This window comes from Pseudomonas soli (assembly GCF_021283165.2).
GTDB lineage: Bacteria > Pseudomonadota > Gammaproteobacteria > Pseudomonadales > Pseudomonadaceae > Aquipseudomonas > Aquipseudomonas soli.
Genome location: NZ_CP128543.1, coordinates 4,922,269 through 4,946,100 on the forward strand (window position 1 = coordinate 4,922,269; position 23,832 = coordinate 4,946,100).

Consider the following 23,832-nt stretch of genomic DNA (forward strand, 5'->3'; position numbering starts at 1 on the left):
TCGCGCCATCAACCCGCCCGGCGCATCAACCACAAGCCCGCCAGCGCACAGATGCCGGCCGGAATCACCACCGCCAGCAGCGGCGGGAAGCCGAACACCTGGCTCGATGGGCCCAGCAGTTCCCCGGCGATGCGGAACACGAAGCCCACCAGCACACCGGTGAACACGCGCTGGCCAAGGGTGACCGAACGCAACGGGCCGAAGATGAACGAAATCGCCATCAGCACCAGCGCCGCGGTGACCACCGGCTGCAGGACCTTGGTCCAGAACGCCAGCCAGTAGCGGGCGTTGTTCAGCCCCTGGTCGGAAAGGTAGTGGATGTAGTCCCACAGCCCGGTGATCGACAGCGACTCCGGTGCCAGCACCACGGTGTTGAGCAACTCCGGGGTCACCGACACGTCCCACACCTCTTCTGGGCTCTTGACCACTTCGGTGTGGTCACCGCGGAAGTAGGTGGTGGCCACATCGTTGAGCATCCATTTGCCATCGACGTACTGCGCCCGGCGGGCGAAGCTGGAGGTCTGGATCTTGCGCTCGCTGTCGAAGCGGTAGCGGGTCACACCCAGCAGCAGGCCATTGGGCTGCACCGAGTTGATGTGCACGAACTCCTCGCCCTGGCGGTGCCACATGCCGCGCTTGGAACTCTGCGCCTCGCCACCGCCCTGGGCCAGCGAACGGTCGGCCTGGGCCTTGTTCTCGGTCACCGGGGCCACGTATTCGCCGATCAGCAGGCCGACCAGCATCAGCACCAGCATCGGCTTCATCACCGCCCAGACGATGCGCCCGATGGACACACCGGCAGCGCGCATGATGGTCAGCTCGCTGCTGCTGGCCAGGCTGCCCAGGCCGATCAGGCAGCCGATCAGCGCCGCCATCGGCAGCATGTCGTAGAGCCGGCGCGGCGCGGTGAGCAGCACGAAGCTGCTGGCATCCATGACCGTGTAAGTGTCGCTCAGGTCGCCCATCTCATCGATGAAGGCGAACAACGAGGCCAGGCCGAGGATGATGCCCAGCACGGCGAGAATGGCCAGCAGCACGCTCTGGCCGATGTAGCGGTCCAGTTTAACCACGGGCCACCTCCGCACGGCGAGCGGCACGCTTCAGACGCAGCGGCTCCCAGTACATCAGCGCCAGGCCGATCAGCAGGAACAGGCCATGGACCCACCAGATACCCAGCGAGATAGGCAACTTGCCCTTCTCCAGGGCGCCACGCACGGAAATCAGCATTGTCAGATAGGCCATGTACAGGAGAATCGCCGGCAGCAGCTTGAGGAAGCGGCCCTGGCGCGGGTTGACGCGCGACAGCGGCACCGCCAGCAGGGTGACCACGAACACCAGCAGCGGCAGCGACAGGCGCCATTGTAGCTCGGCGCGCTCACGCAGCCCCTGATGCCCGAACAGGTCAGAAGTCGGGATGGCCTCGCGCTCGGTCACCTCCTCGGCGACCTCAGGCTTTGGCAGCAGCACGCCATAGGTGTCGTACTTGATCGCACGGTAGTCGGCCTGGCCGGGATTGCCGTCGTAGCGGTATCCGTTCTGCAACACCAGGTAGCGGTTGCCGTCGGCCTGCACTTCCTGGTGGCCTTTCTCGGCGACCAGCACCGAAGGCGCGCGGTCCTTGGTCTTGTCCTGGTTGAAGCGCTTCTCGGAGATGAACACGCCCGCCAGGTTGATGCGGTCATCGGACAGCTGCTCGGTGTAGGTCACCCGCGAGCCATCGCGCAGGGTCTGGAAACGGCCCGGCACCAGGGTGTCGAACTCGGTCAGGGTATCCTGCTGGGCGATGATCTTCTGCACCTGGGCAACCCCCAGGGGGGCCAGGCTCAGGCTCAGCCAGGCCACCAGCAGGGCGACCAGTGCCGCCGGCACCATGGTCACGGCAAGCAGGCGCTGCTGGCTCATGCCAGTGGCCGACAGCACGGTCATCTCGCTTTCGAGATACAACCGGCCATAGGCAAGCAGGATACCGAGGAACAGCCCCAGCGGCAGGATCAGTTGCAGGAAGCCCGGCAGGCGGAACCCCATGATCATGAACAGCACGCCCGGGTCGAGCATGCCCTGGGCCGCCTGGGCCAGGTACTTGATGAAGCGCCCGCTCATGATGATCACCAGCAGCACGGCGCTGACGGCGCTCAAGGTCACCAGGACCTCGCGGGACAGATAACGAAAGACGATCAAACCAGACACTCCTGGGTTGTCAGGGGTTCAAAGCCAGACGAACGATTCGGACAGCCAAGACCAATGCCGGTTCGCCAAGGCGAACCTCCATGTAAAAGTGCGCGCATTATCCTGTGATTGACGGCGCCTGTCACTTGGCCGCGCACCTTGGCGCATGACGGGGTTGTCAGCAAGGTCGCGGCAAGCTCAAACTGGCAGCTTTTCCGCTGGCCGGCAAAGGTTGCCGGGGCGGTTTGACGAGCGCTTGCCCAAGACAGCGCCAACTGACAGATCATTCGGGGACCCCAGACATGGAACTGGTTGTAAAAAGCGTAGCCGCTGTATCCGTCAAGACCGCCACCCTGGTCGTGCCGGTGGGTGAAGGCCGCAAGCTCGGCGCCACCACCAAGGCCGTCGACCAGGCCACCGAAGGCGCCATCAGCGCGCTGCTCAAGCGCGGCGACCTGGCCGGCAAGCCGGGCCAGACTCTGCTGCTGCACAGCCTGCCGGGCCTGAAGGCCGAGCGCGTGCTGCTGGTCGGCAGCGGCAAGGACGAAGCCCTCGGCGACCGCGCCTGGCGCAAGCTGGTGGCCAGCGTCGCCGGCGTGCTCAAGGGCCTGGGTGGCGGCGACGCCGTGCTGGCCCTGGACGACATCGCCGTCACCGGCCGCGATGGCCACTACGGCAAGTACCGCCTGCTGGCCGAGACCCTGCTCGACGGCAACTACGTGTTCGACCGCTACAAGAGCCAGAAGGCCGAACCGCGCGCCCTGAAGAAAGTCACCCTGCTCACCGCCAAGGCTGGTCAGGCCGAGGCCGAGCGCGCCGTCAAGCATGCCAGCGCCATCGCCACCGGCATGGCCTTCACCCGCGACCTGGGCAACCTGCCGCCGAACGTCTGCCACCCGAGCTTCCTCGCCGAACAGGCCAAGGACCTGGGCAAGGCGCACAAGGGCCTCAAGGTCGAGGTGCTGGACGAGAAGAAGATCAAGGACCTGGGCATGGGCGCGTTCTACGCCGTGGGCCAGGGCAGCGACCAGCCACCACGGCTGATCGTGCTCAACTACCAGGGCGGCAAGAAGAGCGAAAAACCGTTCGTGCTGGTCGGCAAGGGCATCACCTTCGACACCGGCGGCATCAGCCTCAAGCCCGGCGCCGGCATGGACGAGATGAAGTACGACATGTGCGGCGCCGCCAGTGTGTTCGGCACCCTGCGCGCCGTGCTCGAGCTGCAACTGCCGATCAACCTGGTGTGCCTGCTGGCCTGCGCCGAAAACATGCCGAGCGGCGGCGCCACCCGTCCGGGCGACATCGTCACCACCATGAGCGGGCAGACCGTCGAGATCCTCAACACCGACGCCGAAGGCCGCCTGGTGCTGTGCGACACCCTCACCTACGCCGAACGCTTCAAGCCACAGGCGGTGATCGACATCGCCACCCTGACCGGCGCCTGCATCGTCGCCCTGGGCAGCCACACCTCCGGCCTGATGGGCAATGACGACGCCCTGGTCGGCCAACTGCTCGACGCCGGCAAGCGCGCCGACGACCGCGCCTGGCAGCTGCCGCTGTTCGATGAGTACCAGGAGCAGCTGGACAGCCCGTTCGCCGACATCGCCAACATCGGTGGCCCGAAGGCCGGCACCATCACCGCCGGCTGCTTCCTGTCGCGCTTCGCCAAGGCCTACCACTGGGCGCACCTGGACATCGCCGGCACTGCCTGGATCAGCGGCGGCAAGGACAAGGGCGCCTCGGGCCGCCCGGTACCGCTGCTCACCCAGTACCTGCTGGACCGCGCCGGCGCCTGATGGCGCGCAGCCGGTGGCGCCCCCGCGCCACCGGCCGGCACTTAACGATCATGAGCAAAGTCGATTTCTACATCCTGCCCAGCGACTCGCTGTCGGTGCGCCTGGATTTCGCCTGCAAGCTGTGCGAAAAGGCCTGGCGCCTCGGCCACCGGGTCTACCTGCACTGCCAGGACGAGGCGCAGCGCAGCGAACTTGACCTGCGCCTGTGGCAGTTCAAGGGCGAGGCCTTCTTGCCCCACGACCATGCCGAACAGCACCCCGACGCCGTTGTCGCGCTGGGTGTCGGCGCCGATGCTGGCCAACACCGTGACCTGCTGATCAACCTGGGTGGCGAGGTTCCGGCCTTTGTCGGCCAGTTCGAACGGGTCGCCGAAATCGTCGTCGAGGAGCCGGCCATCCGCCTGGCCGCTCGCGAGCGATTCCGTTTCTACCGCGAACAGGGCTATGCTCTGCAAGACCACCGCTTACAGCGACTTTGACGACGATGGACAAGCAGCTGAACTCCCTGACCCATTCCGCCCACCTGCTCGACGACCTCGAGTCGATCCGCGAGCTGCTGGGTGACGCCGACCTGCAACCGCCCCTGCTGACCGAAACCGTGGAGCAGATCCCCCTGCTGCTCGACGAGCCGAGCGCCGAAGCGCCCGCCGCCGCAGCGCCGGCACCGACTCCGGCACCCGAAGAGGATGCCCAGACCCGCCGCCAGGACACCCTGCTGCATCTGGACGCCGAACTGCGCGCCGCGGCGCAGTCGATCATGCAGGACGTGATCAACGACTTCACCCCGCACATCGAGACCGAGATCAAGCGCCGCCTCGATGCGCGGCTGGAACGGTTGCTCAAGCGTTCCGAGTAACCCTTCGTCCGCATCGCGGGGCAAGCCCGCTCCCTCAAGCGGGCTTGCCCGCTACACCTGTCTTGAAACGCGCAGCTTGGTTATACTTCCCGGCTTTCCCGAATTAATGCCTAAGGGTCCCGCCGCGCATGGATAAGACCTACCAGCCGCACGCCATCGAAACTTCCTGGTACAACACCTGGGAGTCCGAGAACTATTTCGCCCCACAAGGTGCAGGCGAGTCCTACACCATCATGATCCCGCCGCCGAACGTGACCGGCAGCCTGCACATGGGCCACGGTTTCAACAACGCGATCATGGACGCCCTGATCCGTTTCCGCCGCATGCAAGGGCGCGACACCCTGTGGCAGCCGGGCACCGACCACGCCGGTATCGCTACCCAGATGCTGGTCGAGCGCCAGCTCGAGGCCAAGGGCCAGAACCGCCACGACCTGGGCCGTGAGCAGTTCCTGGAGAAGGTCTGGGAGTGGAAGGACCAGTCGGGCGGCAACATCAGCCGCCAGATCCGCCGCCTGGGCTCGTCGGTGGACTGGAGCCGCGAGCGCTTCACCATGGACGACGGTCTCTCCGAGGCGGTCAAGGAAGCCTTCGTGCGCCTGCATGAAGACGGTCTGATCTACCGCGGCAAGCGCCTGGTCAACTGGGACACCAAGCTGCACACGGCAATCTCCGACCTCGAAGTGGAAAACCACGACGAGAAGGGCCACCTGTGGAACCTGCGCTATCCGCTGGCCGACGGCGCCAAGACCGCCGACGGCAAGGACCACCTGGTGGTCGCCACCACCCGTCCGGAAACCCTGCTCGGTGACGTCGCCGTTGCCGTCAACCCGAATGACGAGCGCTACCAGGCCCTGATCGGCAAGTTCGTCAAACTGCCGCTGGTCGGTCGTCTGATCCCGATCGTCGCCGATGACTATTGCGACCCCGAATTCGGCACCGGCTGCGTGAAGATTACCCCGGCCCACGATTTCAACGACTACGAAGTCGGCAAGCGCCACAACCTGCCGCTGCTGAACATCTTCGACAAGAACGCCACCGTGCTGGCCGCGGTGCAGGCATTCAACCTCGACGGCAGCGTCAACGAGCAGCTCGACACCTCGCTGCCGGCCCAGTACGCCGGCCTCGACCGCTTCGTCGCGCGCAAGCAGATGGTCGCCGACCTGGACGCCCAAGGCCTGCTGGTCAGCATCGACGACCACGCCCTGAAGGTGCCGAAAGGCGACCGCTCCGGCACCGTCATCGAGCCATGGCTGACCGACCAGTGGTACGTCTCCACCAAGCCGCTGGCCGAGCCTGCCATCGCCGCCGTCGAAGACGGCCGCATCCAGTTCGTGCCCAAGCAATACGAGAACATGTACTTCTCGTGGATGCGCGACATCCAGGACTGGTGCATCAGCCGCCAGCTGTGGTGGGGCCACCGCATCCCGGCCTGGTACGACGAGGCCGGCCAGGTCTATGTCGGCCGCGACGAGGCCGAAGTGCGCGCCAAGCACAACCTGGGCAACGATGTGAAACTGCGCCAGGATGACGACGTGCTCGACACCTGGTTCAGCTCGGGCCTGTGGACCTTCTCCACCCTGGGCTGGCCGGAACAGACCGAGTTCCTGAAGAAGTTCCACTCCACCGACGTGCTGGTCACCGGCTTTGACATCATTTTCTTCTGGGTCGCCCGGATGATCATGCTGACCATGCACCTGATCAAGAACGAGGACGGCACCCCGCAGGTACCGTTCAAGACCGTCTACGTGCACGGCCTGGTGCGTGATGGCCAGGGGCAGAAGATGTCCAAGTCCAAGGGCAACGTCCTCGACCCGCTGGACATCGTCGACGGCATCACCCTCGACGCCCTGCTGGAAAAACGCACCAGCGGCATGATGCAGCCCAAGCTCGCCGAGAAGATCGCCAAGCAGACCAAGGCCGAGTTCCCCGAAGGCATCGCCAGCTACGGCACCGACGCCCTGCGCTTCACCTTCTGCTCGCTGGCTTCCACCGGTCGTGACATCAAGTTCGACATGGGCCGCGTCGAAGGCTACCGCAACTTCTGCAACAAGATCTGGAACGCCGCCCGCTACGTGCTGGACAAGGGCGAGGACTGCGGCCAGAACGGCGAGGCCTACGAGCTGTCGCTGGCCGACCGCTGGATCATCTCGCAGCTGCAGCGTACCGAAGCCGAGGTGACCCGCCAGCTCGAGCAGTTCCGCTTCGACCTGGCCAGCCAGGCGCTGTACGAGTTCATCTGGAACCAGTACTGCGACTGGTACCTGGAGCTGTCCAAGCCGGTGCTGTGGGACGAGAATGCCCCGGTCGAGCGCGCCCGCGGCACCCGCCGCACCCTGGTACGCGTGCTGGAAGTGGCCCTGCGCCTGGCCCACCCGTTCATGCCGTTCATCACCGAAGAGATCTGGCAGCGCATCGCGCCACTGGCCGGCATCAACGGCAAGACCATCATGTTGCAGCCATGGCCTGAAGCGAACGAAAGCCGCATCGACGCCGCCGCCGAAGGCGACATCGAGTGGCTCAAGGAGCTGATGGTCGGCCTGCGCAACATCCGCGCCGAGATGAACATCGGCCCGGGCAAGCCGCTGCCGCTGTTCCTGAAGAACGCCAATGCCGACGACCAGCGTCGCCTGCAGGAAAACGAAGCGCTGCTCAAGAAGCTGGCCAAGGTCGAGTCGTTCACCGTGCTCGGCGAACAGGACGAAGCACCACTGTCGGCCACCGCCCTGGTGGGTGACCTGCAAGTACTGGTGCCGATGGCCGGCCTGATCGACAAGGACGCCGAGCTTGCGCGCCTGAGCAAGGAGATCCAGCGCCTGCAGGGTGAAGTGCAGCGCGTCGGCGGCAAGCTGTCCAACGCCGCCTTCGTCGACAAGGCCCCACCTGCGGTGATCGAGAAGGAACGCGCCAAGCTGGCCGAATCGGAGCAGGCCCTGGCCAACTTCACCGAACAGCATGCGCGGATTGCTGCGCTGTAATTCAAACGTGAAGCCATAGGGGGCTGCTTCGCAGCCCATCGCCGGCAAGCCGGCTCCCACAGGTACTGCACTATCCTGTGGGAGCCGGCTTGCCGGCGATGCTTTTTCAGGACCCCACCATGACCCAGAAACCCACCCTGCATCCGCGCAACCGCCACCAGGGCCGCTACGACTTCCCCGCCCTGATCAAGGCACATCCGGACCTGGCCCGCTTCACCATCACCAACCCCTACGGCAAACCCAGCATCGACTTCGCCAACCCTGAAGCCGTTCGGGTATTCAACCGCGCCCTGCTCAAGGCCCAATACGGCATCCAGCACTGGGACATTCCTGCCGACTACCTGTGCCCGCCGATCCCCGGCCGCGCCGACTACATCCATGTGCTGGCCGACCTGCTGGGCGAAGACAACGGCGGTGAAATCCCCCGTGGCGCCCAGGTGCACGCCCTGGATATCGGCGTCGGCGCCAACTGCATCTACCCCCTGCTCGGGCACAGCGACTACCGCTGGCGCTTCACAGGCTCCGACATCGACAGCGTGGCCCTGGCCTCGGCCAAGGCCATCGTCCAGGCCAACAAGCTCGACAAGGCCATCGGCCTGCGCCTGCAAGCGGATCGCAAGCGCATCCTCAGCGGCCTGCTGCAGGCCGACGAGCGCTTTGACCTGACCCTGTGCAACCCGCCCTTCCACGCCTCGCGCGAGGAGGCCACCCGCGGCAGCCAACGCAAATGGAAGAACCTCGGCAAGCAGGACCCCAAGCGCAAGCTGCCGGTGCTGAACTTCGGGGGGCAGAACAATGAACTGTGGTGCGAAGGTGGCGAGATCCGCTTCGTCGCCCAGTTGGTCGCCGAAAGCGCGCAGTACGCCGCCCAGGTGCTGTGGTTCACCAGCCTGGTGTCCAAGGCCAGCAACCTGCCGGGTATCGAGGCAGCCTTGAAAAAGGCCGGGGTGAAGGACCTGCGCATCGTCGAAATGGGCCAGGGGCAGAAGCAGAGCCGCATGGTTGCCTGGAGTTTCCACGACGAGAGTGCACGCCAGCAATGGCGCACCCTGCGCAAATCCCGGGCATGAAAAAACCGCGCCCGGGCAAGCCGGGCGCGGTTTCGTCAAATCAACAATTACTTGTTGATCGAGTCGCTCAGGGCTTTGGCAGGAACGAACTTGACGACTTTCTTGGCAGCGATTTCGATGGCGGCGCCAGTCGAAGGGTTGCGGCCAGTACGGGCAGGGCGCTCGGAGACTTTCAGTTTGCCGATGCCTGGCAGAGTGATTTCGGCGCCGTTTTCCAGTTGGTCGGCGACGATCTGGCCCAGTTGCTCCAGAGCGTTACGCGCGGTGGTTTTCGGCGCGTCGATGGCTTCAGCGATATCGGCAATCAGTTGGTCTTTGGTCAGTGCCATGGTGGTGTTCCTTCCCTATCAAATTCAGTAGTTGTGCAGCGTGCTTGGTCGGTGGTCGGGCCAGCCCGGGACAATCCAGAGGCCGCGTCGATCGCGTATGTAGATACGCAAATCGGCGTTTGGTTCGACACTGCGCAAGCGATCTGCCAGCAATGCGCCACCCAAGGGGCGCAAGACCGCGCAAAGCTACCACAGGAATCGATAAATATCCGCTGCCGACTGCGTTTTTGTTCAGGTTTTTCGGGGCTTTCAGAAAAATCGCAAATATTTGAACAAAAAACGAACAACCGACATATACGCCAACATCTGGCCACTGCATCACCCTCGCCCTGGGTTAAACTGAGCGCCTTTTGCAGCGCGGCTTTTCACCGCTCCTATCACCGAGAATTACATGCCAATCCGTCATTGCATCGTTCACCTGATCGACAAGAAGCCCGATGGCAGCCCCGCCGTGCTCCATGCTCGCGACAGCGAACTGGCGGCCTCCGACGCCATCGAAAATCTGCTGGCCGACCTCAACGACAGCTACAACGCCAAGCAAGGCAAAGCCTGGGGTTTCTTCCACGGCGAGTCCGGCGCCTACCCGTTCAGTGGCTGGCTCAAGCAATATCAGGACGGGGAGAAAGACTTCGCCAGCTTCAGCCGCGTGGCCGTCGAGCACCTGCAGAAGCTGATGGAAGAATCCAACCTGTCCACCGGCGGCCACGTGCTGTTCGCCCACTACCAGCAAGGCATGACCGAATACCTGGCCATCGCCCTGCTGCATCACAGTGAAGGCGTGGCAGTTAACGCCGAGCTCGACGTGACCCCCTCGCGTCACCTGGACCTGGGCCAGCTGCACCTGGCGGCGCGGGTCAACTTGTCCGAGTGGAAAAACAACCAGAACTCCAAGCAGTACATCTCGTTCATCAAGGGCAAGAACGGCAAGAAAGTCTCGGATTACTTCCGCGATTTCATCGGTTGCCAGGAAGGCGTGGACGGCCCGGGCGAGACCCGCACCCTGCTCAAGGCCTTCAGCGACTTCGTCGAGAAAGAGGACCTGCCGGAAGAATCCGCCCGCGAGAAGACCCAGACCCTGGTCGACTACGCCACCACCCAGACCAAGCTGGGCGAGCCGGTAACGCTGGAAGAACTCTCCAGCCTGATCGACGAAGACCGCCCCGAGGCGTTCTTCGACCATATCCGCAACAGCGACTATGGGCTGTCGCCGGAGATCCCGGCCGACAAACGCACCCTCAACCAGTTCCGCCGCTTCACCGGGCGTGCCGAAGGGCTGTCGATCAGCTTCGAGGCGCACCTGCTCGGCTCGAAGGTCGAGTATGACGAAGAAGCCGGGACGCTGGTCATCAAAGGCCTGCCGACCCAACTGATCGACCAGTTGAAGCGACGCAAGGATTGAGATCGTCTGGGGCTGCGGCGCAGCCCCGGCAACCTCGGAAAGATCTTCGATTTATAAGACTTTCCCCATTCCCTGTAGTCCATTTCCCAAACATACTCCCAAGCCCTTTCAAGCCATTGCGGTGGTCTGGGTTGGCCTCTAGTCTCGGGCGGTCGCTGCATATTCAGCGATCGGCTTTGACAGGCCGCTGAGAACCTTTTGCATGGCTTGCTCTATGGCGGTTGTGCGTGGGGCACCTCGTGTGCGCCGGGTCAGGTTCTCTCACCGGTCTGTCAACCCACGCATAGCTGCCACCCACTTGTTTGACAGCAGTTGGTGGTGGCCCTTCTGAGAGAGCCAAGCCAATGCTGAAGATTGTCCCCGATCCACCCCACAACCCTCATTCCCTCGAAGACACCCTCATCCAGGCCACCGAGTACGCCCTGTGCGCCTTGACCGTGGCCCATCATGCCGTGCAGCTCAAACCCAAGTCGCCGGCCGCCGTGCTGATGATGGCGTCGATGCATGAGATGGAGTCGCTGCGTGTGCTGCTCGAAGCGGCGTTGATCCAGGTACAGGTGCCGGCACAGGCACCGACGTTGCATTAAGCCAGATCGCGGGGCAAGCCCGCTCCCACGCCAGGACTTCGCAGTACCTAGCTACGTGGGAGCGGGCTTGCCCCGCGATGGCGCCCGCACAGCATGGCCAAGGCGCCGCAACGTGTCATGGGTCCGTGGCGAGACCAATATAGGAGGCCACCAACGCCTCCTTCGCCGCCTTGCGCAGCTTCTTCACCAAACGCTCCTGGCGCAGCGCCTCGCCTTTGTCCGGCCACTGCTCCACATACACCAGCGCCTGCGCCGGGCTGGTCTTGAAATACCGCGCGCCCTGCCCTTTCTGGTGCTTGATGAAGCGCCGCTGCGGATCGTCGCTGATACCGCAGTACAGCGAGCCATTGGCGGCACGCACCAGATAGACGTACCAGGGTTTGCAGTCGGGGGAAGGCGCTGTTTCGCTCACGGCTCGGTTCGGTGCAACGGAAGAAGGCCGCCAGCTTAACGCCTCAGCACGCCTGCTGGAATGCGCGAAGCCCCTTGAACGCCTGTTGGCGCACCTTGTTCTGCAGCATCGGCGACCAGCCCAGCAGCACGCCCGGCATGCCCAGGGCCTGCCGCGACCAGCGCCACAGGTCGAAGGTATCGTCGTGCTGGCAGATCAGGCCGTCACGGATCACGAAGCGCGCCTGGATATCGTTGACCACCACCCGCCCGGTCTGGCTGAACAGATAGGTCGCCACCCAGTGCGCGCCGCCACCGCGCTCGTCGCTGCGCACGCTGTCGAAGGTCAGGGTGAAGTCCTTGGCACGGCGGGTGAGCATGCGCCACATGTCCCCGGCATCCTGCCCGCGCAAGGTGCCGAAGACCGGATCGCTGAAAACGATGTCGTCGCTGTAGCAGGCCACCATGGCCTCGGCGTCCAGGCGCTGGAAGGCCTGGTAGAAACGGGTGATCAGGGCGCTGTTGGCATCGCTCATTGGCGGTTATCCGTACTGGGGCTCGAGAAGCGCAAGATAGTCCCCGCCCGGCTTTGGCGCCACAGCCATTTGCGCCATGAATGGTGCCGAAGCCCCAGGCATGTGCCGACAGCTCTCAGACCCGCTCGCTGACCACACCCACATGCAACGCACGCCCGGCACCCAACCCGAACACAATGGCGCCGATCCCCAGTACCGCGAAGATCCAGCCAACCGCGCCCCAGCCCCCGGTCAGGTCATGCACCAGCCCCACCGCGAACGGCCCCATGGAGGCCAGCGTGTAGCCCACGCCCTGGGCCATGCTCGACAGGTTGGCCGCCACATGGGCGTCCTTGGAGCGCAGCACGATCAAGGTCAACGCCAGGGCAAAGGTGCCGCCCTGGCCCAGCCCCAACAGGATCGCCCAGCCCCACAGCCCTTCCAGTGGCGCGTACAGGCAGCCGAACAGCCCGCCCAGGGTCACCAGCATCACCACCACGATGGCCAGGCGCTGATCCTTGCCGCGCGTCGCCAGCCATGGCGCACTCAGCGAACTGACCAGTTGCACGATCACCGAGCCGGACAGCACCAGCCCCGCCTCGGTCGGGCTCAGCCCACGGCCGATCAGGATCGACGGCAACCAGCCGAACACGATATACGCCAGCGACGACTGCAGGCCCATGTACAGGGTCACCTGCCATGCCAGCGGATCACGCCACAGGCCCTGCACCCGGTAGGCCACCTTGTGCACGCCATGGCCCTGGCGCGACTGCGGCAGCCACACCAGCATCGCCAGCAGCGCCGGTAGCACCCAGAAGCCCAGCCCCAGCGCCCAGCTGTCATCGAAGTGGCGGGTCAAGGGCACCGTGGCACCGGCGGCCATTGCCGCGCCCAGGCACAGCGCCATGGTGTAGACGCCGGTCAGGGTGCCTGCATGTTGAGGGAAATCGCGTTTGACGATGCCGGGCAGCAGCACGCCGATGATGCCGATGCTCGCACCGGCCATCAGGCTGCCGATGAACACGCCGGTGGCGCCCAGGGCACTGCGCACCAGGATGCCCAGCGCGAGGGTCAGCAAGATGCCGAGGATGACCCGTTCGCTGCCGAAGCGTCGTGCCAGGATCGGCGCCAGCGGCGCGAACAGCCCCAGGCACAGCACCGGCAAGGTGGTCAGCAGGCCCGCCTGCGATGCGCTGAGCCCCAGCCCTTCGGACACCTGCCCGAGTACGGGCGACATGCTCGACAGCGCCGGACGCAGGTTCAGCGCCACCAGTACCAGGCCCAGCAACAACAGCCAGGGCCGGCGCAGCACCACGGGCTGTTGCTGGACTTGCTCATCGTCGGCCTCGGCGTCGATCAGCAGTTCTTCGAGGTCCGCCTCGCGGGGCGCGGTGTTGCGGGTCAGTTGTTCGGCCATGGCCTTCTCGTGGTCAGGATTCGATGAGGGTCCGGCTCAGGTGCTTGGCCCGCTCCGGATCACGTTGTTCGAGGGCGTCGAGGATCTGCCCGTGCAGGTCGAACACGGCCTGGCAACGGGGGACGGTCGTCATGTTGTGCTGCAGGGCCGCGCCGACCACACCGGAAAAGTAGCGGTACAGCTCGCTCAAGGCGGGGTTGTGGGCGGCGTCCACCAGGCGCTGGTGGAAGACCAGGTCGCATTCGACATAGGCATCCACATCGCCGTGGTAGTGCTGCGCGCTGTGTTGCAGGGCGTCGCGCAGTGCCTGCAGGTCGGCTTCGGTGCGGCGCAACGCGGCCAGGCCGATGGCTTGTGTTTCCAGGATATGGCGGGTTTCGCGGGCGTGTTCGACGGCGCAGCGCGACATCACCTGTACGGCATGCAGTGGGTCCACGGCGGTGCGCAGGTAGCTGCCGTCGCCCTGGCGGACTTCCACCAGGCCGCTGAAGGCGAGGACGCGCATGGCCTCGCGCACGGTGTTGCGGCTGATGCCCAGGTCGCTGGCCAGCTCCGGTTCGGTGGGCAAGCGCTGGCCTACTGACCAGGTGCCCTGGGCGATGCGCTCGCGGAGTTGGTCTACGGCTTGTTCTACCAGGCTGCGTTTGATGAGCGGGGTCACGGGGGGATTACGTCCAGTCATCGGATGAATTGCTTGACGATAGCGGGTTGGTGGGGGTGGTGCAAGGGACGGGAGGTGTTGTTCTTTAAGTGGCTGTTTTGAGTTTTACATGCACATTCCCGGAAGATGTCGACTTTTAGTCACCTTTCCGCCTTTACGGCGGCTTACTTTTCTCTTGGGAAAAGTAAGCAAAACCGTTCGGCTCCGTTCATACGGCCCCTGCGCTGCGCTCCGGGGTTCCCTCGCTCCGGGCTTGCTCCGGGAGTACGCGCCGACGGGCCATCCATGGCCTGATCGGCGCTCGACGGGCATCCATGCCCGTCGCCTCCCTACGCAAGCCCTGCACTCGGCCTCCTGAAGTCGCAATCGGCGGCGCCTGGGCTACCGTGCGCTTAGAAGCAAGAGCAAGAGCAAGAGCAAGAAATTCGAGTTTCGTGGTTGGCAGTGGCGATGTTATCGCCACTGCGATCCTGAAACCGACATGGAGCAGATCAGGCCTGACGTGCCTTCTTCATCCGGAACGCCACCCACAGCACGGCGATCCACGCCGGGATCAGCATCACCGAGATACGGATTGGCGGGGTTAGGTACATCACCACCAGGATCAGCACGATGAACGCCAGGCACAGGTAGTTGCTCAGCGGGTGCCACAGGCTCTTGTAGAACGGCGTGATGCCGGCCGCCAGCTTGGCCTTGCGGAACTTCAGGTGGGTGATGCTGATGCTCGCCCAGTTGATCACCAGCGCCGATACCGCCAGGGCCATCAGCAGGCCGAAGGCCTCGCCCGGCATCAGGTAGTTGATCAGCACGCACAGGCCGGTGGCAAAGGCCGACACGCCCAGCGCGGTGAGCGGCACGCCACGGCGGCTGACCTTGAGCAGCTGGCGCGGCGCGTCACCTTGCGTGGCCAGGCCGAACAGCATGCGGCTGTTGGCGTACACGCAGCTGTTGTAGACCGACAGCGCGGCGGTCAGCACCACGATGTTGAGGATGGTCGCCACCAGGTCGCTGTCCAGTTCGTGGAAGATCATCACGAACGGGCTGCCGCCCTGCACCACCTTCTGCCAGGGATACAACGACAACAGCACGGCCAGCGCGCCGATGTAGAAGATCAGGATGCGATAGACCACCTGGTTGGTCGCCTTCGGGATGCTCTCACGCGGGTTGGCCGCTTCGGCGGCGGTGATGCCCACCAGCTCCAGGCCGCCAAAGGAGAACATGATAACCGCCAGGGCCATGATCAGCCCGGTGACGCCATTGGGGAAGAAGCCGCCGTACTGCCACAGGTTGGCGACGCTGGCATCCGGCCCGCCGTGGCCGCTGCCCAGCAGCCAGGCGCCGAAGCCGATCATGCTGACGATGGCCACCACCTTCACCAGGGCGAACCAGAACTCCATTTCGCCATACACTTTCACCTGGGTCAGGTTGATGGCGTTGATCACCACGAAGAAAATCGCCGCAGTGGCCCAGGTCGGGAAGTCCGGCCACCAGTACTGCACATAGATCCCCACGGCCGTGAGCTCGGCCATGCCGACCAGCACGTACACCACCCAGTAGTTCCAGCCCGAGACGAAACCGGCGAACTCGCTCCAGTACTGGTGCGCGAAGTGGCTGAAACTGCCGGCGACCGGCTCCTCGACCACCATTTCGCCCAACTGGCGCATGATCAGGAAGGCCATCAGGCCGGCGATGGCATAGCCCAACAGCACCGACGGGCCGGCCAGCTGGATGGTCTGGGCGATGCCCAGGAACAGCCCGGTGCCAATGGCCCCGCCCAGCGCGATCAGCTGGATATGGCGATTCTTCAGCCCGCGCTGCAAGCGCTCGGGCGTGCTCTGGTCTTGCATGAAGTGTCCTTTAGGTGAGGCAGTGTTATTGGTTTTGCTTGCAACTGGACTAGATCCATCCACCCCATTGCAAGAAGAAAATCCCGACGTTCGTGGTGACGGCGGCCATCAGTGTAGTGATCACGATGATCGACGCCGCCAGTTCATGGTTGCCGTTGGCCTCCCGCGCCATCACATAGCTGGCCGCCGCAGTGGGGCTGGCGATGTAGAGGAACAGGATGCCCAGCTCGGCACCACGGAACCCGCACAGCCAGGCACCCAGGGTGCCCAGCAGCGGCAGCCAGACCATCTTCGCCAGGCTGACATCGACGGCCAGCCTGCCACTGTCGCGCAAGGCCGCCAGCGACAGGGTGCCACCGATGCAGATCAGCGCCAGCGGCAGGGTCATCTGCGCCAGGTAGTCGCCGGAGGTCAGCAGCCAGTTGGGCAGCGGCACCTGGCCGTAGGCCATGGGTGTTGCCACCAGCACGCTGAGGATCAACGGGTTGCTGAGGATGCTCTTGCAGATGCTCCACGGGTCGGACTTCAGGTCCGGGCTGTACACCGCCAGTACCACCGCCGACAGCGAGTTGTACATGAGGATCACCAACCCGGCCAGCACCGCGCCGAGGGATATACCGTAGTCGCCATACAGGCTGGCCGCCAGTGCCAGGCCGATCACGCCGTTGTTGCCGCGAAACGCGCCTTGCGTGTAGATGCCGCGGTCAGCCCGCGGGCAGCGCCAGATCGCCAGGCCCCAGGCCAGACCGAAGCACGCCAGCGTCGCGCCGACAAAGTAGAGCATCACCCCTGGTTTCACCGCCGACGCCAGGTCGGCGTGGTAGATGCCGAGGAACAGCAGCGCCGGCATGCACACGTTGAACACCAGCTTGGAGGCGACCCGGTTGAAGTTGTCGTCGATCAAGCGGATGCGCTTGAGCAGCACGCCCATGAACAGCATGGCGAACACAGGGGCCGTGATGTTCAGTGTCTGGATGAGTAGGGCGAGCATGCAACGTGGTCCCGGGAAATGCCGTTAGGGAGCGCAATCATACGTGAGAGCTGGGGGCTTGCGCCCGCCACAGCTGCCAGATGCCAGCACAAAGGGCTCTTGACCTAGGAAATTTCCTGCATATGATATGCACTACTGTATATACATACAGTAAAAAATGGATTGTCCAGACATTGCAAGGAGCAAATCATGTCAGGAATGCACGCTGCACCTCTGGCCGCGAAGGCCCATGCCACGCTGGTGGTCGCTGACCTCGACCAGCTGTTCGATGAGCACGGTATCGCCCTGCCCGGCCCCGACAGTCATCTGGTACTGGTCATGCACGGTCACCACACCCTCAAGTATCACCGCCCTGCGCCACCGTCGGCTGGCGGCAAAGCTGCTCAGCGCGGCCCGGAGCTCTTGTTCGAAGGCGCCGAACACACCGCCATCGGCGACAACGCCCTGCTGCGCTACGAGGTGGGCCAACCGGGCATCCCCGCCCATCAGTCGCCGCTGCCACTGCCCAACGGCCTGAACCTGACCTATGGCCAGGTGATCGCCCTGGGCGGCGATTTCTATGGCTTGCCCGAGCGCCCGATCGCCGATGGCGGCACCGACGCCGAACGGATCGAGCGCTTCATCCAGGCCTTCGACTCCCTGGCGCGCCTGCAGGCGGCCAAGGCGGAAGCCGAACAGATCCTCGCGGTCATGCAGGAAGAAATCCGCGCCGCCAACCAGGCCATCAAGGACGGCCGGCAGCCCCATGAAGCCTATGATGCACTGGGCGACAGCCTGTCGGCACGCTGGAACCGCATCACCGGCGGCGGCAGCTTCGCCTCCGACCTGTTCCCCCTGGGCCGCTACCTGAAACTGGCCGCCAGCAACTGGGACCACTTCGGCCCCTGGGCGCTGCTGGCCTACCAGGCCGGCCACGCCGCCGCCCTGCAGCAGGCGCTGAAAGCCCGCTCCAGCGGCGCCGAGCGCGACCTGCAACTGGCCTATGCGATGAACGCCTTCGCCGACCACTTCCTCACCGACCTGTTCTCCGCCGGCCACCTGCGGGTGCCGCGCAAGGCCCTGGCCGACACCGTCACGCCGAGCGACGTCGGCTCGCTGATCTCGCGCTTCATGCACGACGAGGACAGCAAGTACGGCCTGGCCGTGCGCAATGCCGAGGGCGAGCAATGGCGCGCCTACGGCGACAAGCGCTACTTCGACAGCGTCGATGTGGCCAACCGTCGTCAAGTGACGCGCGCCGTGCAGCGCTCGGTCGATGAAGTGTTCCAGGCCTTCGCCGAGGGCCGCGCGCCCCAGGCCAAGGACTTTTCGGCCCTGCGCCTGGCGCCCGACCTGCGCGCCGCCGAACAGGACCTGGTACCCGGCAACTTCGCCGCGCTGTACCTCCAGGACGGCAAGGCGGTGCTGCGGCGCAAGGACGTCAACGACCTCAACGACCGTAACCGCATCGGCGACTGGTGGGGCTGGAGCACCTACCTGCTGCTCAAGGACTACAAGCCGAACAAGCCCACCGGCTTCATCGATGCCCCCGCCACCGCGCCGGTGATCACCGGTTGGGAGCGCCGTGAGCCCGATGGCCTGAACTGGCAACGGGGCAACGCGGTGCGCTATGCCTTCAGCATCACCGACCAGCTCAACGAGTCGTACATTGGCCCATGGAGCGGCTATGCCGAGCTCACCGACCAGTTCCACCCGAGCGTGCAGGTGCCTGCGGACGGTAAGCAACGCGGGCGCAACCTGTTCCGCCAGTTCCGCGGCGGTTCGCCGGAACTGATCGCCAGCCTGGACGCAAAGACAACGCTCTATATCGATCGCAACGCGTGACAAGGAGGTCACCGATGAATATCAAGGTCAAACTGGAACTGGCTTCGGGCCAGTCGATGGAAGGCATGCCGCTGGAGTTGCTGCGCGATGGCAAGGTGATTGGCCGGGCGAAAGTGCCGGCAGGTGGGCAGGTCGCGTTCGAGGCGCCATCGGGAGCAGGACAGCTTGCGGTGCGGGTTGACCGCTCGGGAGGGAAAGCCTGACAAAACGCAGGGGGCCACTACGTGGCCCTTTCGTCGCGGCTTGTCGTGGCGACGAACCGCGACGATGGGGCGCGCAGCGCCCCCAGTGGACTTCAGCGTCGGACTGGACGCTTTTGCAGCTTGCGCTGCAAGGTACGCCGATGCATGCCCAGCGCCCGCGCCGTGGCAGAGATATTGCCCTCGTGCTCGGCTAGCACGCGCTGGATATGCTCCCACTGCAAGCGATCCACCGACATCGGGTTCTCTGGCACCAACGTGTCCAGGTCGGTATGCTCCGATAGCAGTGCCGCCAGCACGTCATCGGCGTCGGCCGGTTTGCACAAATAGTTGCAGGCTCCGCGCTTGACCGCCTCGACTGCCGTGGCGATGCTCGAGTAACCGGTCAGGATCACCACGCGCATCTCCGGATCCAGCTCCAGCAGCTTGGGTAGCAAGACCAGCCCCGAGTCGCCCTCCATCTTCAGGTCCAGCGTGGCGTAGTCGGGCAGGTCCTGCTCGGCAAGCTTCAAGCCTTCCTCAGCGGAACCCGCAGTGCTCACACGGAAGCCACGACGCGACATCGCCCGGGCCATCACCCGGGTGAAGGTGGCGTCGTCATCCACCAGCAGCAGGTGCGGCAGCTCTTCGCCTTCGACCTGGTTTTCTTCGCTCATCATGCATCTCCTCGCTTGCCATGGGGCAGGCGCAATTCGGTCAGGGTGCCACCCTGCTCATGACTATAGAGTTTCACCGAACCGCCCGCACGCGTCACGCTGGCCTTGCTCAAGAACAGGCCAAGGCCGAAGCCTTTGCCCTTGGTGGTAATGAAAGGTTTGCCGATAGCCTCGGCGATGGCCGGCGGTACGCCGGGGCCATGGTCGCGGATGCTGATGACGATATCCTGGGCGTCCCAGTCCAGGCGCACCTCCAGGTCGTCCGGGCAGGCATCGGCGGCATTGTTCAACAGGTTCAGCAGGGCCTGGGTCAGGTCTGGTGGCGGCGTCAGCCGCGGCACCACGCCATCGCGCAGGCGCTGGAAGCGGTAGCTGGCTTCCGGGCGCATCAGGTGCCAGCGGTTGAGCGCCTCGTCGAGCCAGGCGGTGACATCCTGCTCGACGATCGCCAGGCGCCGGTTGGCCTCGGCGGCGCGCACCAGCTGCTGCAGGGTCTCCTTGCACAGCTTGACCTGGTCCTGAAGGATCTGCAGGTCTTCCTGCAACAGCGGGTCGGCGTGGTCCTGGCGCATTTCGTTGAGCAGCACGCTCATGGTCGCCAGCGGCGTGCCCAGTTCGTGGGCGGCGCCAGCGGCCTGGGTGGCCACGGCCAGCAACTGCTCGTCGCGCAGGCTTTCCTCGCGGCGCTCGGCACGCAGGTTCTCCTGACGGCGCAACTCCTCGGCCATGCGCGCGGCGAAGAAGGTGATCACCCCTGCGGCCAGGGCGATGCTCAGCCACATGCCGTAGACCTGCATGGTGTCACGCGCCAGCGGCAGCGTTTCCAGCGGGTAGTACTGCACCAGCAACAGGCTGTAGGCCACCAGGGCGATACCTGAAAGCACCAGCGAGTAGAGCCACGGCAAGGTCACCGCGGCGATGGCCAATGGCACCAGGTAATAGGAGACGAAGGGGTTGGTCGAGCCGCCCGAGTAATAAAGCAGGGCACTGTGGATCAGCAGGTCGCAGGCCAGCTGCAGGGCGTACTCGAGCTCGGTGACCGGCAGCGACAGGCGCAGGCGCAGGGCGGTGAACGCGCACAGCAGCGACGACAGGGCCAGCGTGACTGCCAGCGAGAACCACGGCAGCGGCAGCAGCTCGGTCCAGTAGGCCACGCCTACCGAGCCCGCCTGGGCCGCCAGGACGAGGATGCGGATGAAGGTCAGGCGCCACAGGTTCTGGCGTGTGGCAGACAACGGATGTGCGACGGCGAGCATGAGCTCTCCCAATGAGTGCTCCAGGAAAATCGGCTGGAGTATACCGAAGCCGGGCGCTCCACTGCAGCGATGCGGCAAAGCGCCACACTTTGTCATAGATTCATGATGGCACTTTTGAACCCTCTACACTGTCACCGGTCTGATCGGCCATGCGTGGAACGGATCTGCTCATCCACGCCTTACCCTGCCAAGGAGCTCCACATGCACATTACCCGTCGCGGCGCCGCCGCCGTTGCCCTGTCCTGCGGCATGCTCGCCAGCCTGCCGGCCCTGGCGGCCGACGAGCCACGCTACAACCAGGTGTCGCTGCGTGCCGAAGTCAGCAAGGAAGTGGCACGCGACCTGATGGTCGTGACGCTGTACAGCGAAGCGCAGAACACCGACCCGGGCAAGCTGGCCAAAGAGATCACCGAGACCATGAACAAGGCCATGCAGCAAGCCCGCCAGGTCAAGGACGTGAAGATCAGCCAGGGCAGCCGCAACAGCTACCCGATCTACGACACCAAGGGCCAGAAGATCACCGGCTGGCGCGAGCGCGCCGAACTGCGCCTGGAAAGTGCCGACTTCCCGGCCCTGTCCAAGCTCACCGGTGACCTGCTGCAAGACCTGAAGATGGGCGGCATGGACTTCTCCATTGCCCCGGCCACACGCAAGTCCAATGAAGACGAGCTGCTCAAGGATGCCGTTGCCGCGTTCAAGGCCCGCGCCCAGTTGGCCACCGATGCCCTGGGCGGCAAAGGCTACAAGGTGGTCAGCCTGAACCTCAACAGCAGCGGTTACCCACGCCCCTACCTGCGCAACGCACCGATGGCGATGATGGCCAAGGGCGCCGCCGATGAATCCGCGCCGGCACCGGATATCGAAGCCGGAACCAGCGAAGTTAGCATGAGTGCCGACGGCCTGATCGAAGTCCAGGTGCCCTGACCCACTCGACTGGATGTCCGAGATGGTCAAAACCGTCTCGGACAGCCGTTTCAGACCTTTCCTACGCACCAAACGGGTGCGTCTGCTTGTCATATAAAGTGCGAAATATCCTGAAATTTTCGCCCTTTTCCCCCTCGCAAACGTTCAACATTCGCCAAAGTTATATGGATGCGACATCCATGTACGTCAGTACCACGTTTTTGGCGTCAACCATCCTGCTGAGTGTTGCATTGGGAATACCCCCTGCATAAGTATCCGCAGGTCGGCTCACGAGGCCGCCTCAATTCGAAAAATGACAACAATGAGGCCACCATGCTCAAACACGCAGTCATCCCGTTCCTGGTCAGTGCAGGCTTGCTAGCCGGCGCTCCATCCGCCCTCGCCGCGACCAACCTGGTGTTCTGCTCCGAAGGCAGCCCGGCCGGTTTCGACCCTGGCCAGTACACCACCGGGACCGACTTTGACGCCTCCGCCGAAACCATGTTCAACCGCCTGACTCAATTCGAGCGTGGCGGCACCGCAGTGATCCCGGGCCTGGCCACCAAGTGGGAAGTCTCCGACGACGGCAAGACGTACACCTTCCATCTGCGTGACGGCGTGAAGTTCCATACCACCGAGTACTTCAAGCCGACCCGTGCATTCAACGCCGACGACGTGCTCTTCACCTTCAACCGCATGCTCGACAAGAACCACCCCTTCCGCAAGGCCTACCCCACCGAGTTCCCTTACTTCACCGACATGGGCATGGACAAGAACATCGCCAAGGTCGAGAAGGTCGACGAGCACACTGTGAAGTTCACGCTCAACGACGTCGACGCCGCGTTCATCCAGAACCTGGCCATGAGCTTCGCCTCGATCCAGTCCGCCGAATACGCCGACCAGTTGCTCAAGCAGGGCAAGGCTGCCGATATCAACCAGAAGCCCATCGGCACCGGCCCGTTCGTGTTCAGCAAGTACCAGAAGGACGCGCAGATCCGTTACAAGGGCAACAAGGACTACTGGAAGCCCGAGGACGTGAAGATCGACAACCTGATCTTCGCAATCAGCACCGACGCCTCGGTGCGCATGCAGAAACTCAAGAAGAACGAATGCCAGGTCACCCTGTTCCCGCGTCCGGCCGACATCGCACCGCTCAAACAGGATCCGAAGCTGAAGATGCCTGACCAGGCTGGCTTCAACCTCGGCTACATCGCCTACAACGTGATGGACAAGGTCAAGGGCAGCAACGAACCCAACCCACTGTCGCAGCTCAAGGTGCGCGAAGCGCTGGACATGGCGGTGAACAAGCCGCAGATCATCGAGTCAGTCTATCAAGGCGCCGGCCAGCTGGCGGTCAACGCCATGCCGCCGACGCAATGGTCCTACGACACCACGATCAAGGACGCCAAGTACGACCCTGAAAAGGCGAAGCAGCTGCTCAAGGAAGCCGGCATCAAGGAAGGCACCGAGATCACCCTGTGGGCCATGCCGGTGCAGCGTCCGTACAACCCCAACGCCAAGCTGATGGCCGAGATGCTCCAGTCCGACTGGGCGAAGGTCGGCATCAAGGCCAAGATCGTCAGCTACGAGTGGGGCGAGTACATCAAGCGCTCCAAGGGCGGCGAGCAGGGCGCCATGCTGATTGGCTGGAGCGGCGACAATGGTGACCCGGACAACTGGCTGGGCACGCTCTATGGCTGCGATGCCATGGATGGCAACAACTTCTCCAAGTGGTGCTACAAGCCCTACGACGACCTGATCAAGCAAGCCAAGGCCACCCCCGACCAGGCCAAACGCACCGAGCTGTACAAGCAGGCGCAACACATCCTCAAGGAGCAGGTGCCGATCACCCCGATCGCCCACTCCACCGTGTATCAGCCCATGAGCGCGAAAGTGAAGGACTTCAAGATCAGCCCCTTCGGCCTGAACTCCTTCTACGGGGTCAGCGTGGACAAGTAACGGTCGTGACCGCCCCGCCGGCGTTTGCCGGCGGG

22 protein-coding genes are annotated in these 23,832 nt (G+C 64.2%); 11 read left to right on the top strand and 11 right to left on the bottom strand.

Going from position 1 to position 23,832, the window contains the following annotated elements:
• Positions 1–8: 8 nt before the first annotated feature.
• Both lptG and lptF read right to left on the bottom strand, forming a co-directional pair.
• On the bottom strand, positions 9–1,070 hold the full coding sequence (lptG, locus tag LU688_RS22685) for an LPS export ABC transporter permease LptG (RefSeq protein WP_023632477.1): 1,062 nt from the start codon (positions 1,068–1,070) through the stop codon (positions 9–11).
• Complete coding sequence (gene lptF, locus LU688_RS22690; protein ID WP_023632478.1) at positions 1,063–2,178, bottom strand: LPS export ABC transporter permease LptF; 1,116 nt, start codon at positions 2,176–2,178, stop codon at positions 1,063–1,065. The genes lptG and lptF overlap by 8 nt, the downstream gene beginning before the upstream one ends.
• Before the next feature lie 290 nt (positions 2,179–2,468).
• Between lptF and LU688_RS22695 the strand changes: the two genes are divergently transcribed.
• The 5 genes from LU688_RS22695 (at position 2,469) to rlmF (ending at position 8,863) form a co-directional block, all read left to right on the top strand.
• A complete protein-coding gene (locus tag LU688_RS22695; RefSeq protein WP_038706751.1) occupies positions 2,469–3,962 on the top strand; it encodes a leucyl aminopeptidase in 1,494 nt (497 codons plus the stop codon).
• A gap of 50 nt (positions 3,963–4,012) precedes the next feature.
• Complete coding sequence (locus tag LU688_RS22700) at positions 4,013–4,441, top strand: DNA polymerase III subunit chi (protein ID WP_023629112.1); 429 nt, start codon at positions 4,013–4,015, stop codon at positions 4,439–4,441.
• Positions 4,442–4,446: 5 nt separating this feature from the next.
• Positions 4,447–4,818, top strand: a complete 372-nt coding sequence (locus LU688_RS22705) for a hypothetical protein (protein ID WP_046854295.1) — start codon at positions 4,447–4,449, stop codon at positions 4,816–4,818.
• A 128-nt stretch (positions 4,819–4,946) separates the two neighbouring features.
• Positions 4,947–7,793 carry a valine--tRNA ligase gene (locus LU688_RS22710; RefSeq protein WP_023629114.1) on the top strand — a complete coding sequence of 949 codons (2,847 nt, stop codon included), beginning with the start codon at positions 4,947–4,949 and terminating at the stop codon, positions 7,791–7,793.
• Positions 7,794–7,912: 119 nt separating this feature from the next.
• Positions 7,913–8,863 (top strand): 23S rRNA (adenine(1618)-N(6))-methyltransferase RlmF, encoded by a 951-nt coding sequence (gene rlmF / locus LU688_RS22715; RefSeq protein WP_104444948.1) that lies wholly within the window; start codon positions 7,913–7,915, stop codon positions 8,861–8,863.
• Positions 8,864–8,910: 47 nt separating this feature from the next.
• On the opposite strand, the gene LU688_RS22720 is transcribed toward rlmF, so the two are convergent.
• Complete coding sequence (locus LU688_RS22720; RefSeq protein WP_008098055.1) at positions 8,911–9,192, bottom strand: HU family DNA-binding protein; 282 nt, start codon at positions 9,190–9,192, stop codon at positions 8,911–8,913.
• Positions 9,193–9,583: 391 nt separating this feature from the next.
• On the opposite strand from LU688_RS22720, the gene yejK reads away from it, so the two are divergent.
• Together yejK and LU688_RS22730 are read left to right on the top strand one after the other, a co-directional pair.
• Positions 9,584–10,591, top strand: coding sequence for a nucleoid-associated protein YejK (gene yejK / locus LU688_RS22725; RefSeq protein WP_094011701.1), 1,008 nt, complete (start codon positions 9,584–9,586; stop codon positions 10,589–10,591).
• Between the two features lie 344 nt (positions 10,592–10,935).
• Positions 10,936–11,178: a hypothetical protein gene (locus LU688_RS22730; RefSeq protein ID WP_094011702.1), complete on the top strand. Its 243-nt coding sequence runs from the start codon at positions 10,936–10,938 to the stop codon at positions 11,176–11,178.
• A 115-nt stretch (positions 11,179–11,293) separates the two neighbouring features.
• Here LU688_RS22730 and LU688_RS22735 read toward each other — a convergent pair whose 3' ends face one another.
• From LU688_RS22735 to LU688_RS22760, 6 genes are all read right to left on the bottom strand, one after another.
• Positions 11,294–11,590, bottom strand: coding sequence for a GIY-YIG nuclease family protein (locus LU688_RS22735; RefSeq protein ID WP_094011703.1), 297 nt, complete (start codon positions 11,588–11,590; stop codon positions 11,294–11,296).
• 43 nt (positions 11,591–11,633) lie between these two features.
• Positions 11,634–12,104, bottom strand: a complete 471-nt coding sequence (locus LU688_RS22740) for a nuclear transport factor 2 family protein (protein WP_023629130.1) — start codon at positions 12,102–12,104, stop codon at positions 11,634–11,636.
• A 115-nt stretch (positions 12,105–12,219) separates the two neighbouring features.
• The gene (locus LU688_RS22745) at positions 12,220–13,500 is read right to left on the bottom strand and encodes a CynX/NimT family MFS transporter (protein ID WP_104444947.1); all 1,281 of its coding nucleotides are present in this window, start codon (positions 13,498–13,500) and stop codon (positions 12,220–12,222) included.
• A gap of 13 nt (positions 13,501–13,513) precedes the next feature.
• Positions 13,514–14,161: a FadR/GntR family transcriptional regulator gene (locus LU688_RS22750; protein WP_244891331.1), complete on the bottom strand. Its 648-nt coding sequence runs from the start codon at positions 14,159–14,161 to the stop codon at positions 13,514–13,516.
• A gap of 491 nt (positions 14,162–14,652) precedes the next feature.
• Complete coding sequence (locus tag LU688_RS22755; protein WP_023631899.1) at positions 14,653–16,008, bottom strand: amino acid permease; 1,356 nt, start codon at positions 16,006–16,008, stop codon at positions 14,653–14,655.
• 49 nt (positions 16,009–16,057) lie between these two features.
• On the bottom strand, positions 16,058–16,999 hold the full coding sequence (locus LU688_RS22760; RefSeq protein WP_023631898.1) for an AEC family transporter: 942 nt from the start codon (positions 16,997–16,999) through the stop codon (positions 16,058–16,060).
• A gap of 189 nt (positions 17,000–17,188) precedes the next feature.
• On the opposite strand from LU688_RS22760, the gene LU688_RS22765 reads away from it, so the two are divergent.
• Both LU688_RS22765 and LU688_RS22770 read left to right on the top strand, forming a co-directional pair.
• Positions 17,189–18,823: a phospholipase gene (locus LU688_RS22765; protein WP_160290939.1), complete on the top strand. Its 1,635-nt coding sequence runs from the start codon at positions 17,189–17,191 to the stop codon at positions 18,821–18,823.
• 14 nt (positions 18,824–18,837) lie between these two features.
• The gene (locus LU688_RS22770; protein WP_046854282.1) at positions 18,838–19,026 is read left to right on the top strand and encodes a hypothetical protein; all 189 of its coding nucleotides are present in this window, start codon (positions 18,838–18,840) and stop codon (positions 19,024–19,026) included.
• Between the two features lie 92 nt (positions 19,027–19,118).
• On the opposite strand, the gene LU688_RS22775 is transcribed toward LU688_RS22770, so the two are convergent.
• Entirely contained in the window at positions 19,119–19,679 is a 561-nt protein-coding gene (locus LU688_RS22775) for a response regulator transcription factor (RefSeq protein WP_094011708.1), read from the bottom strand.
• Entirely contained in the window at positions 19,679–20,935 is a 1,257-nt protein-coding gene (locus tag LU688_RS22780; RefSeq protein ID WP_038706754.1) for an ATP-binding protein, read from the bottom strand. Before LU688_RS22780 ends, LU688_RS22775 begins: the two co-directional genes overlap by 1 nt.
• A 201-nt stretch (positions 20,936–21,136) precedes the next feature.
• On the opposite strand from LU688_RS22780, the gene LU688_RS22785 reads away from it, so the two are divergent.
• Positions 21,137–21,859, top strand: coding sequence for an SIMPL domain-containing protein (locus LU688_RS22785; protein WP_104444944.1), 723 nt, complete (start codon positions 21,137–21,139; stop codon positions 21,857–21,859).
• A gap of 312 nt (positions 21,860–22,171) precedes the next feature.
• Positions 22,172–23,797 carry an ABC transporter substrate-binding protein gene (locus LU688_RS22790; protein WP_023630505.1) on the top strand — a complete coding sequence of 542 codons (1,626 nt, stop codon included), beginning with the start codon at positions 22,172–22,174 and terminating at the stop codon, positions 23,795–23,797.
• Positions 23,798–23,832: the final 35 nt, after the last annotated feature.

Coding starts and splice junctions, on each gene's coding strand:
- LU688_RS22710 (WP_023629114.1), top strand. CDS start 4,947: ATGGATAAGACCTACCAGCCGCACGCCATCGAAACTTCCTGGTACAAC.
- LU688_RS22755 (WP_023631899.1), bottom strand. CDS start 16,008: ATGCAAGACCAGAGCACGCCCGAGCGCTTGCAGCGCGGGCTGAAGAAT.
- LU688_RS22775 (WP_094011708.1), bottom strand. CDS start 19,679: ATGAGCGAAGAAAACCAGGTCGAAGGCGAAGAGCTGCCGCACCTGCTG.
- LU688_RS22705 (WP_046854295.1), top strand. CDS start 4,447: ATGGACAAGCAGCTGAACTCCCTGACCCATTCCGCCCACCTGCTCGAC.
- LU688_RS22760 (WP_023631898.1), bottom strand. CDS start 16,999: ATGCTCGCCCTACTCATCCAGACACTGAACATCACGGCCCCTGTGTTC.
- LU688_RS22720 (WP_008098055.1), bottom strand. CDS start 9,192: ATGGCACTGACCAAAGACCAACTGATTGCCGATATCGCTGAAGCCATC.
- LU688_RS22695 (WP_038706751.1), top strand. CDS start 2,469: ATGGAACTGGTTGTAAAAAGCGTAGCCGCTGTATCCGTCAAGACCGCC.
- LU688_RS22730 (WP_094011702.1), top strand. CDS start 10,936: ATGCTGAAGATTGTCCCCGATCCACCCCACAACCCTCATTCCCTCGAA.
- LU688_RS22745 (WP_104444947.1), bottom strand. CDS start 13,500: ATGGCCGAACAACTGACCCGCAACACCGCGCCCCGCGAGGCGGACCTC.
- LU688_RS22790 (WP_023630505.1), top strand. CDS start 22,172: ATGCTCAAACACGCAGTCATCCCGTTCCTGGTCAGTGCAGGCTTGCTA.
- rlmF (WP_104444948.1), top strand. CDS start 7,913: ATGACCCAGAAACCCACCCTGCATCCGCGCAACCGCCACCAGGGCCGC.
- LU688_RS22785 (WP_104444944.1), top strand. CDS start 21,137: ATGCACATTACCCGTCGCGGCGCCGCCGCCGTTGCCCTGTCCTGCGGC.
- yejK (WP_094011701.1), top strand. CDS start 9,584: ATGCCAATCCGTCATTGCATCGTTCACCTGATCGACAAGAAGCCCGAT.
- LU688_RS22770 (WP_046854282.1), top strand. CDS start 18,838: ATGAATATCAAGGTCAAACTGGAACTGGCTTCGGGCCAGTCGATGGAA.
- LU688_RS22740 (WP_023629130.1), bottom strand. CDS start 12,104: ATGAGCGATGCCAACAGCGCCCTGATCACCCGTTTCTACCAGGCCTTC.
- LU688_RS22700 (WP_023629112.1), top strand. CDS start 4,013: ATGAGCAAAGTCGATTTCTACATCCTGCCCAGCGACTCGCTGTCGGTG.
- LU688_RS22780 (WP_038706754.1), bottom strand. CDS start 20,935: ATGCTCGCCGTCGCACATCCGTTGTCTGCCACACGCCAGAACCTGTGG.
- LU688_RS22765 (WP_160290939.1), top strand. CDS start 17,189: ATGTCAGGAATGCACGCTGCACCTCTGGCCGCGAAGGCCCATGCCACG.